Raw genomic sequence first — 13,626 nt, 5'->3', positions numbered from 1 at the left:
GGCGGAGACGCGGGGGCGGGGGTGCGGGGGCGGGGGTGCGGGGGCGGGGGTGTGGGGCGGAGGGTGTGGGGCAGGGGCGTGGGGCAGGAGCCTCGGGCGGCGGGGTCGGGGCGGAAGCCGGGCTTGCCGATACCCTGAGGGTGTCGTCGGGGCTTGCTCGCGCGGGCCGCTAGTGAATCAGGGGGCTGTCCCACATGCTCAGGGCGCTGATGTTCATCCTGCCGATCGCGCTGACGATCTACGCGTTCATCGACTGCCTGAACACCCCCGAGGACGAGACCAAGCACCTGCCCAAGGTCGCGTGGGTCTTCATCATCCTGCTGTTCTGGATCGTCGGGCCCGTCGTCTGGCTGGTGGCCGGCAAGACGCGCCGCTCCGCCGCGGGCGGGGGCGCGTCCGGCCCGTGGCGCCGCGAGCCCCGCGCCCGGTGGGTCGCCCCGGACGACAACCCCGAGTTCCTGAAGTCCCTGCGCGACGGCGGCAAGGGCGGGGACGGCGCGAGCGGCGGGGACGCGAAGGACGACGCCCTCCTCAAGGACTGGGAGGCCGACCTCCGCCGCCGCGAGGAGGAGCTGAAGCGCCGCGACCAGGACGGCGGCGGCAAGGGCGACGGGGACCCCAAGCAGCCCTGACCCTCCGGCGGGCCGGGCTCCGGGAGGCCGGGCTCCGGGTGCGGGCCGCCGGGTGCGGGCCGCCGCCGCGGGTGCGGATCCCGGTCCGCGCCGCCGCCGCATCGTTACGGCATCAGTTCGAGAACGCTCCGCCACAGGGCGTGCACGCGTGGCTATTCTGGCCAGAGGTGTGACAGGACGTGTCCTGTGTCGCTGACGCTGCGCGGGGGGTGGCGGATGGACAGAGCTCTGTACGGCCGCGAGGCGGTTCTCGACCCGTCCGGTCTGGTGGCGCGCCTGACCGGCCTCGCACCGTACGGCTTCGCCGGCGTCCGCTACGAGCACGGCGACGACCCGCCGGTCACCGTCTTCACCGGCGGGCGCGGCATGGGCAAGACCGCGCTCCTCAAGCAGATCCGCAACGCCTACCGCCGGGGCACCCCGCTCGCCCTCCTCGACTGCGCCCGCGTGGAGGCCCCCGCCGAGCACGGCCCCGGCTGGAGCCCGGTCACCGGTGCGCTCGCCGAGCTGGCCGTGCAGCTGTCGCCGCGCGTGCTGTCGGCGCGGCCCGTGGAGTTCCCGCGCCTCGCGCTGGGCCTCGCCGCCGTCACCAGCATCAGCTGGTCCCAGGAGGACGACGAGCGGGCCCGCCGCGACCTCCAGCGCCTCGGGCCCGTCCTGGCGACCGTGGACGAGTCACGCGGCACGGCCGGCACCTGGGTCGGCAAGGTCCTCGCCAAGCTCGCCGCGCAGGTGGCGGAGGGGGCCGCCCCGATGGCGGGGCTGCTCGCGGAGGCGACGGTGGAGACGGTCCTGGAGGACGTGTTCGGGCGCTCCCAGCGCCGCTCCGAAGCCTGGTACGGCGCCTACCGCAGCGCCGGCGGCAACGGCACGCTGGGCCTGCGCCAGCTCGCCGTGGACTTCTCCCAGGGCGGACCGCGCCGGAGCGACGCGGAGGGCTTCCTGGTGGGCGCCCTCGTCGAGGACCTGCGCCGGGCGTACGTCGGCCTGACCCGGCGCGGCACGCGGCGCGGGCGCCCGCTGATCCTGCTGGACAACGCCCAGCTGCCGCTCGGCCGGCGCCTGATCGAGCCGGTCCTGCGGGACCGCGCGGACGGCCGCCGCGACCAGGTCGTCGTCATCGCCGCCTCCCGGGACCGGGGCCACGAGGGGCTGCGCCGCGCGACCCGGCTGCGGTTACCGGAGGTCGCGCACCGGGCGCCCTGCCCGCGCGGCACGGACATCACGTCGGGCATCCTCGCGGTGGAGCTGACCCCGCTGAGCGCGGCCCAGACGCGGAGCCTGTTCGACCGGTACGACCCGGCCGGGCGCACGCCGCCCGCCCTGCCCGGCGGGGTGCAGCGGCTGACCGGCGGGCGGCCGGTGGGCGTGGCGCTGCTGGCGCGGGCCGCCGGGGAGGCGCCCGCCGGGGTGCGGGGCGACCTCACCCCCGGCGCGCTGCTGGACCTGGCGGTCGAGGTGCGGGAGGACGCCCCGGCCGTGCCGGTCGCCGAGACGCTGCTGGCCGAGCTGGTGCCGGAGCTGCGCCCCGACGAGGCGGCCGCGCTGACCGTGCTGGCCGCCGCGCACGACGAGGAGTCGGCGCGGGCGCTGGCCCGCACCCGGCTGCGGGCCGCGTCGCTGGAGGGGGACGTGGCGCTGCGGCTGCGGGACGCGCTGCGGGGCGACGGCTGGCCGGCCGGCGGCGGTGGCGGGACGGGGCGGGCCTTCGGGTCCGGCGGGGACTACGGGTCCGGTGGGGCTTACGGGCCCGGTGGGGCTCACGGGTCCGGTGGGTCCCTCAGGTCCGGTGGGGGTGGTGGTTCCGGCGGGGCCCTCGGGTCCGGCGGGGCCTACGGGTCCGGCGGGGCGGCAGGCGAGGGCGGGGCCCCCTCCGGCGGGCCCACCGGCGGCGGGGCTCCCGCGACCGGCGGCGCGGCGGGCGTCGCGGTGCGGACGGCGGCCGGGGCGACCGGGCCGGTGCCCGCGTACTTCGTGACGGACCCCCTGCTGCGCGCCCTCCTGCTGCACCGGCTGCGCTTCCAGGACCGCGACGCCCCCGAGTACACCGCCTGGCGGGCCGTCCACGAGACGCTGCTCGCCCACTACGGGCCGCGCCCCACCCCGTACCGGCTCCGCCAGGAGCTGGCGCTCGGCCGGCCGGACGGCGCGGTGGCCGCGCTGCGCGAGGCGTTCCACGGGCCGGACGTGGGCGGCTGGCTCGACCGGCTGCTGTTCGTCGCCTCGGCGCCGTACCCCCGCGACCCGCACCGCGCCGGCCCGGACCCGCGCCGGGCGGTGGCGCTCGGGCAGGACCCGGGCGCGGTCGGGGAGCTGGGCGGGCTGGACGAGGCGGCGACGGCCCTGCACCAGTCGGTGCGGCGGCTGCTGCACGCGGTGTGGCTGCTCACCGACCCGCTGGCGCTGCCCGACGACGACGTGGTCGAGCGGATGGCGTACGAGCTGCGCCAGCTCTCCGGCCGCCATCCGACCGGCAGCCTTCCGCTGTGGGACGCGGCCACCCACTGGCCGAGGGACATACGGGCCTGGCGTGCGCCGTCGTCGCCGCCGGGCAGCGAGGACGGAGCCTGACCGCATGGACAACCCCTTCCGGTACCGCCTCTTCTACACCGCCCGCCAGAAGGCCGTCACCACCGTGGTCGTGCTGGCCCTGCTCGCCTGGGGCACGGTCGCCGTCGTGCGGAGCGCCACCACCCCGGAGGACCGCTCCTGCGCGCCGGGGGTGGCCCGTCCCGCGGGCAGCCAGGAGTGCGTCGGCGTCGCCGAGGCCGGCGACGGCTACGCCTTCGGCGAGGAGCGGCTGGAGCAGGTCGCCGCCGCCATCGGCCGGGAGAACGCCACCCTGGCGGACGGCCCGTACGCCACGGTCGCCCTGCTGCTGCCGCTGACCTCCACCAGCGCGGGGCTGCGCGAGAAGGTGCTCAACGAGCTCCAGGGCGCCTTCGTCCAGCAGTACCGCGCCAACCGGCAGAACAACGAGGTCCCCGGGATCCGTCTCGTCCTCGCCAACACCGGCAAGGACAACGCGCACTGGAGGACCGCCGTCGACCGGCTCAAGGGGATGACGGGCGCCCCGCACCACCTGCGGGCGGTGTCCGGCATAGCGACCAGCAGCGGGGCCGTGCAGAGCGCGGTGGCGGAGCTGACCGCGGCCGGGATCGCCGTCGTCGGCACGACGATCACCGCCGACAACATCGCCAACGCGCCCGGCCGGCAGCTCTTCCCCGGCCTCGCGCGGGTCTCCCCCACCAACGGCGACGAGGCGCGGGCGCTGGCCCACTTCGGGAAGGTCGACGCGGCGAAGGCGCTGCTGGTGCACGACACGCGGACCGGCGACCACTACACGGACACGCTGAAGAACGCCTTCTCGGCGCTGCTGGCCCGCTCCCCGTACGAGCCGCAGTGGTTCACGTCCGCCGAGGACCCCAACGCCGAGGGGACGACGGCCAACACCTTCCGCCGGATCACCCACCTGGTGTGCGACACGCGCGCGGACACCGTGTTCTTCGCCGGCCGCCACACGCAGCTGCGGCAGTTCATCAACGCGCTGGGGGCGCGCGGCTGCAAGGAGCGCCGGTTCACGGTGCTGACCGGTGACGAGGGCTCGTACCTCGGCGCCGACCCGCAGCTCGACCGGTCGGCGCTGGAGGAGGGCCTGACGGTGCACTACGCGGCGCTGGCGCACCCCGACGCGTGGCGGGCCCGGCCCGGCTACCGGCCGCCGGCGACGGGCGGCTCGGCGGCGGCGTACGACGAGTTCGTGCGGGCGCTGGAGGAGGTGTCGAAGGCGCCGGCGGGCCCGATCGGGCGGACCACCCTCGCCGACGGGCAGGCGATCATCGCGTACGACGCCATGGCGGCGGCCGTGCGCGCCATCCGGGAGGCCACGCCGCAGGGGGCCGACCTCCCGCCGGTCGCCGACGTGGCGCGGCAGTGGCCGCAGGTGAAGGGCTCCCTGAAGGTGCCGGGCGCGAGCGGCTGGATCTGCCTGGACAACTACGGCAACCCGTACAACAAGGCGGTGCCGGTGGTGCGGCTGACCCGCGGCGCGCCCCGCTTCGTGGCGATGGCCTGGCCGGAGGGCGCCGCCCCGTCGGCGGACTGCCTGCCGCCGCGCCGCCCGTAGCGCGGGCGCCCGTGGCCCCCGGGTGCGCCGGGGGCCACGGGCGGGGCGTGCGGGTGGCTAGACGCCCGCGTAGGAGTGGAGGCTGTTCACGAACAGGTTCACCCCGTAGTAGTTGAACAGCCAGCAGGCGAAGGCGATCAGCGCGATGTACGAGGCCTTGCGGCCCTTCCAGCCGACGGTCGCGCGGGCGTGCAGGTACGCGGCGTAGGCGACCCAGGTGATGAAGGACCAGACCTCCTTGGCGTCCCAGCCCCAGTAGCGGCCCCACGCGTCGCCGGCCCAGATCGCGCCCGCGATGATCGTGAACGTCCAGAGCGGGAAGACCGCGGCGTTGACCCGGTAGGCGAGCTTGTCGAAGGTGGCCGCGGCGGGCAGCCGCTCCATGACCGACCGGACGAACGCGCCCGGCTTCTCGCCGCGGGCGACCTTCGCCTCGTACCCGTCGCGCACCAGGTACAGCACGGTGGCGACCGCGCCGATGTAGAAGACGGCGCCGCAGAAGATGGCGGTGGAGACGTGGATCCACAGCCAGTACGAGTCGAGGGCGGGGACGAGCTGGTCGCTCTCGGTGTAGAGCCAGGTGGTGGCGAGGCCCAGGTCGAGCAGGACGGTCGTGACCAGGGGCAGGCCCATCCAGCGGACGTTCTTGCCCGCGAGGAGCAGGGCGAGGTACGTGCCGGTCGCGACGGTGGAGAACGTCAGCGAGAACTCGTACATGTTGCCCCACGGCGCCCGCTCCACGGAGAGGGCGCGGGCGATGACGCCGCCCGCCTCCAGCAGGAACGCCAGGGTGGTCAGCGACACGGCGATCCGGCCGTAGAGGTCGCCCTTCTCGTCGCCGGCGGCGGCGCCGGGCCCGTCCGGCACGTTCCGCGCCCCGGCGGCGCCGCGCGTGACGATCTCGGGCTTGTCGAGCACGGCCGTGCCGCCCGACCCGGCGGACCCGGCGGCGGTCTGCCCGCCGCGCACCCGGACGGCGGGCGGGGCGGCGGTGGCGGAGGAGGTGGCGGTGAGGGCGGCGGCGGTGCGGCCGACCTTGCTGCGGCTGCCGAGCACCCACTCGGCGATGTGCGCGAGGAACGCCAGGGTGTAGACGGCCATGGCCGAGTACACGAGGACGTTGCTGATGTTCGCCAGGTCTTCGTTGGCGGCGGCGATGATCACTGCGATGCCCCTTCGGCGGGAACAGCCTGGTCGGCGGGTTCGGCGCCGTCGCCCGCGGGGGTGCGGGCGGCGGCGTCACGGTTCTCGGCGGCGCGGTCACCGGCGGCACGGTCACCGGCGGCGCGGTCCTCGGCGGCGGCGTCTTCCGGGTCGTCGGCAGCCGGGTCGTCGGCGGCCCGGTCGTCGTCCGCCGCGTCGTCCTTCGCCGGGTGCGTCGCGGACTCGGCGGCGGGCGCGTCGGGCGCGGTCGGCGCGACGGAGTGGAGCGCGGCCACCAGCTCGGCCAGCTCCTCGGGGAGCTTCGCGGACTCGCCGCGCCCCAGCCCCGCCGTCTCGACGACGGTGACGCCGTCCGGCCCCTCGACGGCCCGCACCCAGACGCGGCGCCGCTGGATGAAGAGCGAGGCGGTCAGGCCGAGGATGGCGGCGACGGCGCCGGCCAGTGCCCAGCCGTTGCCGGGCTGCTGGCTGATCTGGAAGCTGGCCCACTCCTTCACCTCCTTCTCGAAGGTGATCGAGCCGGCCCCGTCCGGGAGCGTGAAGGTCTCCCCGGGCTTGAGCTGCTTCTTGAGGATCTCGCCCCGCGCGTCCTTGAACGGCTTCATCTTGGACATGTCGAGCTGGTAGACGTTCTGCGGGACGCCCGAGTCGGCGCGCAGGTCGCCGTGGTAGGCGGAGACGCTCAGGCGCGGGTCGACCAGCGCGGGGAAGACCGAGAACATCTGGCCCTGCCCCTCGCCGGCGAAGGTGGGCACGAAGAACAGCGGGATGCCGAGCTGGTCGCGCTTGCCGTTCTTGTCGCGGTAGCCGTCCTTGACCTTGACGACGCCCTGCGAGGTGACGTTGGCGTCGAGCGGGAGCAGCGGGACGGCCTCCTGGCTGACGATCTTGCCCTTGCCGTCCCGGACGGTGACGACGGGGGCGTACCCGTGCTCGATCAGGTACACCTTGGCGCCCGCCACCTGCAGCGGCTCGTTGACGCGGATCACGGCCTCCTTGTCGGGGCCGCCGTTCTCGGCGTACGTCACCTCCGCCTCGAAGGTGCGGGGCGTGCCGCGCTGCGGGCCGGTCGCCTCGTACGTACCGGTGAACCGGCGCAGCTCGAAGCTGAAGTGGCCGAGGTCGTCCAGGGCGAACAGGGAGCCGGACCGGAAGTCGTCGTACTGGCTCAGCGTGTTGGCGAAGCCGTCGCCCTCGACGATGAGCTTGCCGCCCTCGGACCGGAAGAGCTGCCCGGCGGCGAAGGCGAGGAGCATCACGATCAGCGAGATGTGGAAGAGCAGATTGCCGAACTCGCGGAGGTAGCCCTTCTCGGCGGCGACCGCGTCCCCGGCCGCATGGGCCCGGAAGCGCCGCTTCCGCAGCAGCCTCAGCCCGGCCTCGCGCACCTGTGCGGGCGTGGCCTCCGTACGCCAGGTGGCGTACGCGGGGAGGCGGGTGAGCCGCCGGGGCGCGCCCGGCGGGCGGCTGCGGAGCTGGCCGACGAACTGGTGGGTGCGCGGGACGATGCAGCCGATGAGGGAGACGAACAGCAGGATGTAGATCGCGGAGAACCACACCGAGCTGTAGACGTCGAAGAGCTGGAGCTTCTCGTAGATCGGCGTGAGGGTCTCGTGGGCCTCCTTGAAGGCGTTGACCTTCGTCTCGTCCACGCCGTTCTGCGGGATGAGGGAGCCGGGGATCGCGCCGAGGGAGAGCAGGAAGAGCAGGATCAGCGCGACCCGCATGGAGGTCAGCTGCCGCCAGAACCAGCGGATCCAGCCGACGACGCCGAGGGCGGGGAGGGTCGCGGGCTCCGGGTCCTGGGCGGGGCCGGTGGACAGCCGCTCGCCGGCGGCCCCCAGGGACGGCTCGCCGGCCGCGCCCGCGGCGCCGCTACCGGCACCGGGCTCGGTTCCGGTACCGGCGCCGGGCTCGGTTCCGGGCTCGGGGCGGCGGCCGGTCTGTTCGGTGTTGCTCATGGTGAACCTCAGATCCCCACCTGGAAGCTGCTGGACCAGCTCTGCGTCGCCTGTACGAGCGCGTCCCACACGCCGGTGAGCAGGAGCAGACCGGTCAGGATCATCATGCCGCCGCCGATCCGCATCACCCACGCGTAGTGCCGCTTCACCCAGCCGAACGCGCCGAGCGCCTTGCGGAACGCGACGGCCGCGACGATGAACGGCAGGCCGAGGCCGAGGCAGTACGCCAGGGTGAGGAGCGCGCCGCGCCCGGCGCTGGCCTCGTTGAGGGCGAGCGCGTTGACGGCGGTGAGCGTCGGGCCGACGCACGGCGTCCAGCCGATGCCGAAGAGCACGCCGATGACCGGCGCGCCCACGAGGCCGGCGGCCGGCTTGCGGTGGAACCGGAACTCGCGCTGGGTGAGCCACGGCATGAGCCCCATGAAGAAGACGCCCATGAGGATCATCACGACGCCGAGCACCCGGCTCAGGATCTCGCGGTGCTCCAGGAGGGTCTGGCCGGAGTAGCCGAACAGCGCGCCGCCGGAGACGAAGACGGCGGAGAAGCCGAGGACGAACAGCCCGGCGCCCAGCACCATCCGGCCGCGCCGCGCCTCGGCCAGGTCCGTGCCGGTGACCCCGGTCACGTACGAGAGGTAGCCGGGGACGAGGGGGAGCACGCAGGGCGAGAAGAAGGAGACCAGGCCGCCGAGCACGGCGACGGGCAGGGCCAGCAGGAGGGCCCCGCTGAAGACCGTCTCGTTCATGGACTACTGCCCGCCGGCCTTCTCGGCCAGGACCGGAGTGATCATCGAGCGCAGCTCGTCCTCGGAGAGCGCCTTGAGGGCGCGCGCGGCGATCTTGCCGTCGCGGTCGAGGACCAGCGTCGACGGGATGGCCTGCGGCTGGACGGCCCCCTTGGGGAAGCCGTTGAGGACGAGCTTGCCGTACGGGTCGAAGAGGCTCGGGTACGGGACCTCGAAGTCCTTCTCGAACTCCAGCGACTTGAGCTTGTTGCTGCGCGTGTTGATGCCGACGAACTCGACGCCCTTCGGCTTGAGCTCGTTGGCCGCCTTGGTGAAGTGCGGGGCCTCGGCGCGGCACGGGTTGCACCACTCGCCCCACAGGTTGAGGACGACGACCTTGCCCTTGAGGTCGGCGACGTCGAGCCGGCCGCCGTCCAGGGTCTCGCCCGCGAGCTCGTTGGGCGCCGGGCGCTCGCCCTTGGGGAGGGTGGCGATGCCGTCGACGTCGGTGACGAAGTTGGTGTTGCCGCCCCCGCCGGACGTGCCCTTGGGGCTGCCGCTGCACGCGGTCAGCGCGAGCGCGGCCGCCAGGGCGCCGGCGGTGAGCAGGAGGCCTCGGTGGGCGCGGCTGTGGCTCATGTGAAAAGTTTCGCATGGCCGTTTGCCGGATCTTGGCCGCCCCCCTGAGTGCCCGTAAAGCCCCTTGTGAAGCCCGGCTAAGCGCGGAGGAAGGCGTTCCAGCCGCCTGCCGGGGATTCTCCCACCCCGAGCGAGCGGAGCTTCTTGAGGATCTTGGGGTCCTGTGCGTCGAGCCAGTCCACGAGCTGCCGGAACGAGACGAGCCGCACGTCCTTCTTTCCGGCCATTTCCTTGAGCGCGTCCTCCACGGCGTCCATGTAGATTCCGCCGTTCCACTGCTCGAAGTGGTTGCCGATGAAGAGGGGCGCCCGATTCGTTTCGTACGCGCGCGTGAATCCGGCCAGATATGCCTCGGTGGCCTGCCGGCGCCAGCCGGGATGGCGGGACGGCGGGCCCTGGGTGGAGTTCTTCGACTGGTTGGCGAGGATGTTGTAGTCCATCGACAGGACCTCGAAGGAGTGGCCGGGGAACGGCACCGCCTGGAGCGGCAGGTCCCACAGCCCCTCCCGTTTCCCGGGCCAGACCTGGAGGCCGCCGGGCGAGGAGGCGTCGTAGCGCCAGCCGAGCTTCGCGGCGGTGGGCAGCAGGTTCTCCTGGCCGAGCAGGCAGGGGGTGCGGCCGCCGACCAGTTCCCTGCGGTAGTCGAAGGGGAGCGGGTCGAGGTCGGTCCAGCCGGTGTTGGTCTTCCACTCGGTGACGAATTCCACCGCCTGGTCGATCTCGTCGCGCCATTCGCCGGGGGTCCAGTTCGCGACGGAACCGGGTCCGCCGCAGAAATGCCCGTTGAAATGGGTGCCTATCTCGTGGCCGTCGAGCCAGGCCCGGCGGACGTTGTCGAGGGTGTCCTTGATGTGCGCGTCGGTGAGGTAGCCGATGTCGGAGGCGCCGGGGCGGTTGCGGGGCGGGCGGTAGCGGGTCTTCTTCGATTCCGGGAGGAGGTATACGCCGGAGAGGAAGAAGGTCATCGCGGCGCCGTGCTCGCGGGCGAGGTCGAGGAAGCGGGGGAAGAGGCCGTTCCCGACCTCTCCGGCGCCGTCCCAGGAGAGGACGACGAACTGCGGCGGGGTCCGGCCCGGCTCCAGGGGCTCGGGCCGGGCGGGCTGCCGGGGCTGCGGGCCGGTGTCGGCGGTGGAGCCGTCCCCGATGGGCCGCCCCTTCGGCGCGCCGCCGCTGCCGCCCGCTGTGCCGCCGCTTTCGCCGCCGCCCTTTCCGGCGTCGTGCTTTCCGCCGCCCTTTCCGCCGTCGGACCGGGCGGCGTCCGTACCGCTGCCGCCGGACGCGCCGGACCGGTCGCCGGTGAAGGCGCCGCAGCCGGCGGCGGCGCCGACTCCCGCCCCCAGCAGCCCCCTTCGGGTGATGGCACGCATACGCTCCCCCATTTCCGCTCCCGGGACGCCCCGGCGGAGTTCCGGCCGGGCACCCGGGAGGATGCGGAATGAGGGGTTCAGGGTTCCACTGATAATCACACAATTGCGGGAGTGAGGAAACGGTCACTCCGCGTTCCGATTCCCGGGCTCGGGAAATCGGCGGCCCGGTTGGCGACCGCCGGAGCCGACGGCCGGCTCGGCGGCCCGGTGGCCCGGTGGCGACCGAGGGGCGGCGGCCGGGACGGCCGGTGGCCGGCGGCCCGGACGGTGGCCCGGACGGCCAGCGGCCCGGACGGACGGTGGCCCGGACGGACGGCGGTCGGCGGCCGGGGCGGCCGGGGCGACCGGCCCCGGCCGCCGGGCGACGGGGGTGCGGTCAGGCGCCGAACGCCTTGGTCTTCCCCTTCACGGGCTTCGCGCCCGCGAGCAGGTGCGCCGGCACGAGGTCGCGCGCCGGCTCGCTGTACCCGACGGACACGATCCGGTCGCCGTGGTACGTGAACGTGGTCAGCGACGCCAGCGTGCACTGCCTGCGGCGCGGGTCGTGCCACAGGCGGCGGCGCTCCACGAAGCTCCGCACGATCCAGATGGGGAGCTGGTGGCTGACGCACACCGCCTCGTGCCCGCGGGCCGCGTCGCGCGCGGCGGCGAGGGCGCCCGTCATCCGTACGACCTGGTCCATGTAGGGCTCGCCCCAGGACGGGCGGAACGGGTTGCTCAGGTGCCGCCAGTTGCCCGGCCTGCGCAGCGCGCCGTCGCCGACGCCGAACGTCTTGCCCTCGAAGACGTTCGCCGCCTCGATCAGCCGCTCGTCCGTGGCCAGCTCCAGGCCGTGCGCCCCGGCGATCGGCTCGGCCGTCTCCTGCGCCCGCTCCAGCGGGGACGCCACGACGTACGTGACGTCCCGGTCCGCCAGGTGCTCGGCGACCCGGTCGGCCATCCGCCGCCCCAGGTCCGACAGGTGGTACCCGGGGCGGCGGCCGTAGAGGACGCCGTCCGGGTTGTGCACCTCGCCGTGCCGCATCAGGTGGACGACGGTCACCTCCTCCCCGGCACCGCCCTTCGCCCCGCCGGACTCCCGGGCCCCGCCCGGCTCACGCGCCCCGCCCGACTCCCGGGCCCCGCCCGACTCCCGGGCCCCGCCCGGCTCCCGGGCCCCGCCGGGCTCCACCGCGTCTCCCCGCACGTCCGTCATGCCGTGGCCTCCGCGGCGGCGCGGGCGGCGGCGGGCAGCGCGGCGGCGATCCGCTCCACCGCGCGCTCGTCGTGGGCCGTCGACACGAACCACGACTCGAACGCCGACGGCGGCAGGTAGACGCCCTGCGCCAGCATCGAGTGGAAGAACGCGGTGAAGCGGAACGACTCCTGCCGCTTGGCGTCCTCGTAGTCGCGGACCTCCCGGTCGGTGAAGAAGACCGAGAACATGTTGGAGGCGTTCTGCAGCCGGTGCGCCACGCCCTCCTTGGCCAGCGCTTCCGCCACCAGGCCCTGGATCTCCCGGGAGACCGCGTCGACCTTCTCGTACGCGGCGTCGTCGAGCAGCCGGAGCTGGGCGAGCCCGGCGGCGGTGGCGATCGGGTTCCCGGAGAGCGTGCCCGCCTGGTAGACCGGGCCGGCCGGCGCGAGGTGGGCCATCACGTCGGCGCGGCCGCCGAACGCCGCGGCCGGGAAGCCGCCGCCCATCACCTTGCCGAAGGTCATCAGGTCCGGGGCCACGCCGTCGACGCCGTACCAGCCGGCCTTCGACGTGCGGAAGCCCGTCATGACCTCGTCGGAGATGTACAGCGCGCCGTTCTTCGCGCAGGCGTCCTTGAGGCCCTGGTTGAAGCCGGGCCGCGGCGGGACGACGCCCATGTTGCCGGGGGACGCCTCGGTGATCACGCAGGCGATCTCACCCGGGTGGCGGTGGAACGCCTCCTGCACGGCCTCCAGGTCGTTGTACGGCAGCACGATGGTGTCGCCGGCCTGGGCGCCCGTGACGCCGGGCGTGTCGGGCAGGCCGAAGGTGGCCACCCCGGAGCCCGCGGCGGCCAGCAGCGCGTCCACGTGCCCGTGGTAGCAGCCGGCGAACTTGACCACCTTGCTGCGGCCGGTGAAGCCGCGGGCCAGGCGGATCGCGGACATGGTCGCCTCGGTGCCGCTGGACACCAGCCGGACCTGCTCGACCGGGGCGATCCGCGCCACGATCTCCTCGGCGAGGGCGACCTCGCCCTCGCCCGGCGTGCCGAAGGACGTGCCGCGCGCGACGGCCTCCTGCACGGCGGCGATCACCTCGGGGTGCGCGTGGCCGAGGATCATCGGCCCCCAGGAGCAGACGAGGTCGACGTACTCGCGCCCGTCCGCGTCGGTGAGGTACGGACCCGTACCGGACACCATGAAGCGGGGCGTTCCGCCCACGGCCCGGAAGGCGCGGACGGGGGAGTTCACGCCGCCGGGCGTCACCTGGGAGGCGCGGTCGAAGAGCGACTGTGAGGCTGGGGCTTCGTATGAGTACGACACTTGGGTCCTGACCTGCGAGAACGAGTGGACGGACGGCTGGTGCGGGCAGCGCCGCCGACACAGCGCCGGGGCGTTCCCGCGGGGGCGGGGTGAGCCGCGTTCCCTTTCACGGGAGGCTTCGGGGGTCCTTCACGGCATCCGGTTTCACGACAATCGGCCGGGCGGCCTTGCTTCGGCGTGACGCCTTCCCCCACGATCTTGTTTCACAAGGGTGTTCCCCTGCTCGGGCGGAGCCGAGAGATCGCGGAGTTTCCGGACCTTGTTTTCGGCACGGCGTCAGCCCTCCGCGTCTGCGAAACTGGGGCGTCATAGGGAGAGCTCACGGAAACCATGGTGTCAGAGGCCCGGACGTTCTTGCGGACAGGTGTTTCACCACTCGTCCGCGGGGGAGGTCACTGACACGATGATCGGGTCGCGCGGCGGGGCCGTGTCACCCTGCAAGCAGTCGGGTGGAGATATGCATCGCGGTGGCGGACTGGGCGAGGGGACCGGCGATCTGGGTCCCGAGCGTGC

Annotated in this window: 10 protein-coding genes; 3 read left to right on the top strand and 7 right to left on the bottom strand. The window is 74.2% G+C overall.

Translation table 11 applies throughout. The features are described 5' to 3' along the window. Nucleotides 1–194: 194 nt before the first annotated feature. From CP974_RS17435 to CP974_RS17420, 3 genes are all read left to right on the top strand, one after another. Nucleotides 195–632: a PLD nuclease N-terminal domain-containing protein gene (locus tag CP974_RS17435; protein ID WP_031132782.1), complete on the top strand. Its 438-nt coding sequence runs from the start codon at nucleotides 195–197 to the stop codon at nucleotides 630–632. A 216-nt stretch (nucleotides 633–848) separates the two neighbouring features. Beyond that, nucleotides 849–3,203, top strand: a complete 2,355-nt coding sequence (locus tag CP974_RS30330) for a hypothetical protein (protein WP_223844395.1) — start codon at nucleotides 849–851, stop codon at nucleotides 3,201–3,203. 4 nt (nucleotides 3,204–3,207) lie between these two features. Next, nucleotides 3,208–4,758 (top strand): type 1 periplasmic-binding domain-containing protein, encoded by a 1,551-nt coding sequence (locus CP974_RS17420; protein WP_031132778.1) that lies wholly within the window; start codon nucleotides 3,208–3,210, stop codon nucleotides 4,756–4,758. A 57-nt stretch (nucleotides 4,759–4,815) separates the two neighbouring features. On the opposite strand, the gene ccsB is transcribed toward CP974_RS17420, so the two are convergent. The 7 genes from ccsB to hemL form a co-directional block, all read right to left on the bottom strand. Then, nucleotides 4,816–5,922: a c-type cytochrome biogenesis protein CcsB gene (gene ccsB / locus CP974_RS17415; RefSeq protein WP_031132776.1), complete on the bottom strand. Its 1,107-nt coding sequence runs from the start codon at nucleotides 5,920–5,922 to the stop codon at nucleotides 4,816–4,818. Beyond that, nucleotides 5,919–7,883 carry a cytochrome c biogenesis protein ResB gene (resB, locus tag CP974_RS17410; protein WP_031132774.1) on the bottom strand — a complete coding sequence of 655 codons (1,965 nt, stop codon included), beginning with the start codon at nucleotides 7,881–7,883 and terminating at the stop codon, nucleotides 5,919–5,921. Before resB ends, ccsB begins: the two co-directional genes overlap by 4 nt. An 8-nt stretch (nucleotides 7,884–7,891) precedes the next feature. Next, nucleotides 7,892–8,629 (bottom strand): cytochrome c biogenesis CcdA family protein, encoded by a 738-nt coding sequence (locus CP974_RS17405; protein WP_031132772.1) that lies wholly within the window; start codon nucleotides 8,627–8,629, stop codon nucleotides 7,892–7,894. A 3-nt stretch (nucleotides 8,630–8,632) separates the two neighbouring features. Then, a complete protein-coding gene (locus tag CP974_RS17400; protein ID WP_031132770.1) occupies nucleotides 8,633–9,247 on the bottom strand; it encodes a TlpA family protein disulfide reductase in 615 nt (204 codons plus the stop codon). Nucleotides 9,248–9,324: 77 nt separating this feature from the next. Continuing rightward, a complete protein-coding gene (locus CP974_RS17395; protein WP_031132768.1) occupies nucleotides 9,325–10,614 on the bottom strand; it encodes a polysaccharide deacetylase family protein in 1,290 nt (429 codons plus the stop codon). Nucleotides 10,615–10,990: 376 nt separating this feature from the next. Next, nucleotides 10,991–11,638, bottom strand: a complete 648-nt coding sequence (locus CP974_RS17390) for a histidine phosphatase family protein (RefSeq protein ID WP_037938186.1) — start codon at nucleotides 11,636–11,638, stop codon at nucleotides 10,991–10,993. Nucleotides 11,639–11,805: 167 nt separating this feature from the next. Next, on the bottom strand, nucleotides 11,806–13,113 hold the full coding sequence (gene hemL, locus CP974_RS17385) for a glutamate-1-semialdehyde 2,1-aminomutase (RefSeq protein ID WP_031132764.1): 1,308 nt from the start codon (nucleotides 13,111–13,113) through the stop codon (nucleotides 11,806–11,808). Between the last annotated feature and the right edge of the window lie 513 nt (nucleotides 13,114–13,626).

It is taken from the genome of Streptomyces fradiae ATCC 10745 = DSM 40063 (assembly GCF_008704425.1).
In the GTDB taxonomy this organism is placed as follows: Bacteria; Actinomycetota; Actinomycetes; order Streptomycetales; family Streptomycetaceae; genus Streptomyces; species Streptomyces fradiae.
This window is presented reverse-complemented; position numbering and strand designations above follow the sequence as displayed.

Bases quoted from the DNA above. Each gene is read 5' to 3' on its own strand.
- CP974_RS17435 (WP_031132782.1), top strand. From the start codon at position 195: ATGCTCAGGGCGCTGATGTTCATCCTGCCGATCGCGCTGACGATCTAC.
- CP974_RS30330 (WP_223844395.1), top strand. From the start codon at position 849: ATGGACAGAGCTCTGTACGGCCGCGAGGCGGTTCTCGACCCGTCCGGT.
- CP974_RS17420 (WP_031132778.1), top strand. From the start codon at position 3,208: ATGGACAACCCCTTCCGGTACCGCCTCTTCTACACCGCCCGCCAGAAG.
- resB (WP_031132774.1), bottom strand. From the start codon at position 7,883: ATGAGCAACACCGAACAGACCGGCCGCCGCCCCGAGCCCGGAACCGAG.
- CP974_RS17405 (WP_031132772.1), bottom strand. From the start codon at position 8,629: ATGAACGAGACGGTCTTCAGCGGGGCCCTCCTGCTGGCCCTGCCCGTC.
- CP974_RS17400 (WP_031132770.1), bottom strand. From the start codon at position 9,247: ATGAGCCACAGCCGCGCCCACCGAGGCCTCCTGCTCACCGCCGGCGCC.
- CP974_RS17395 (WP_031132768.1), bottom strand. From the start codon at position 10,614: ATGCGTGCCATCACCCGAAGGGGGCTGCTGGGGGCGGGAGTCGGCGCC.
- CP974_RS17390 (WP_037938186.1), bottom strand. From the start codon at position 11,638: ATGCGGCACGGCGAGGTGCACAACCCGGACGGCGTCCTCTACGGCCGC.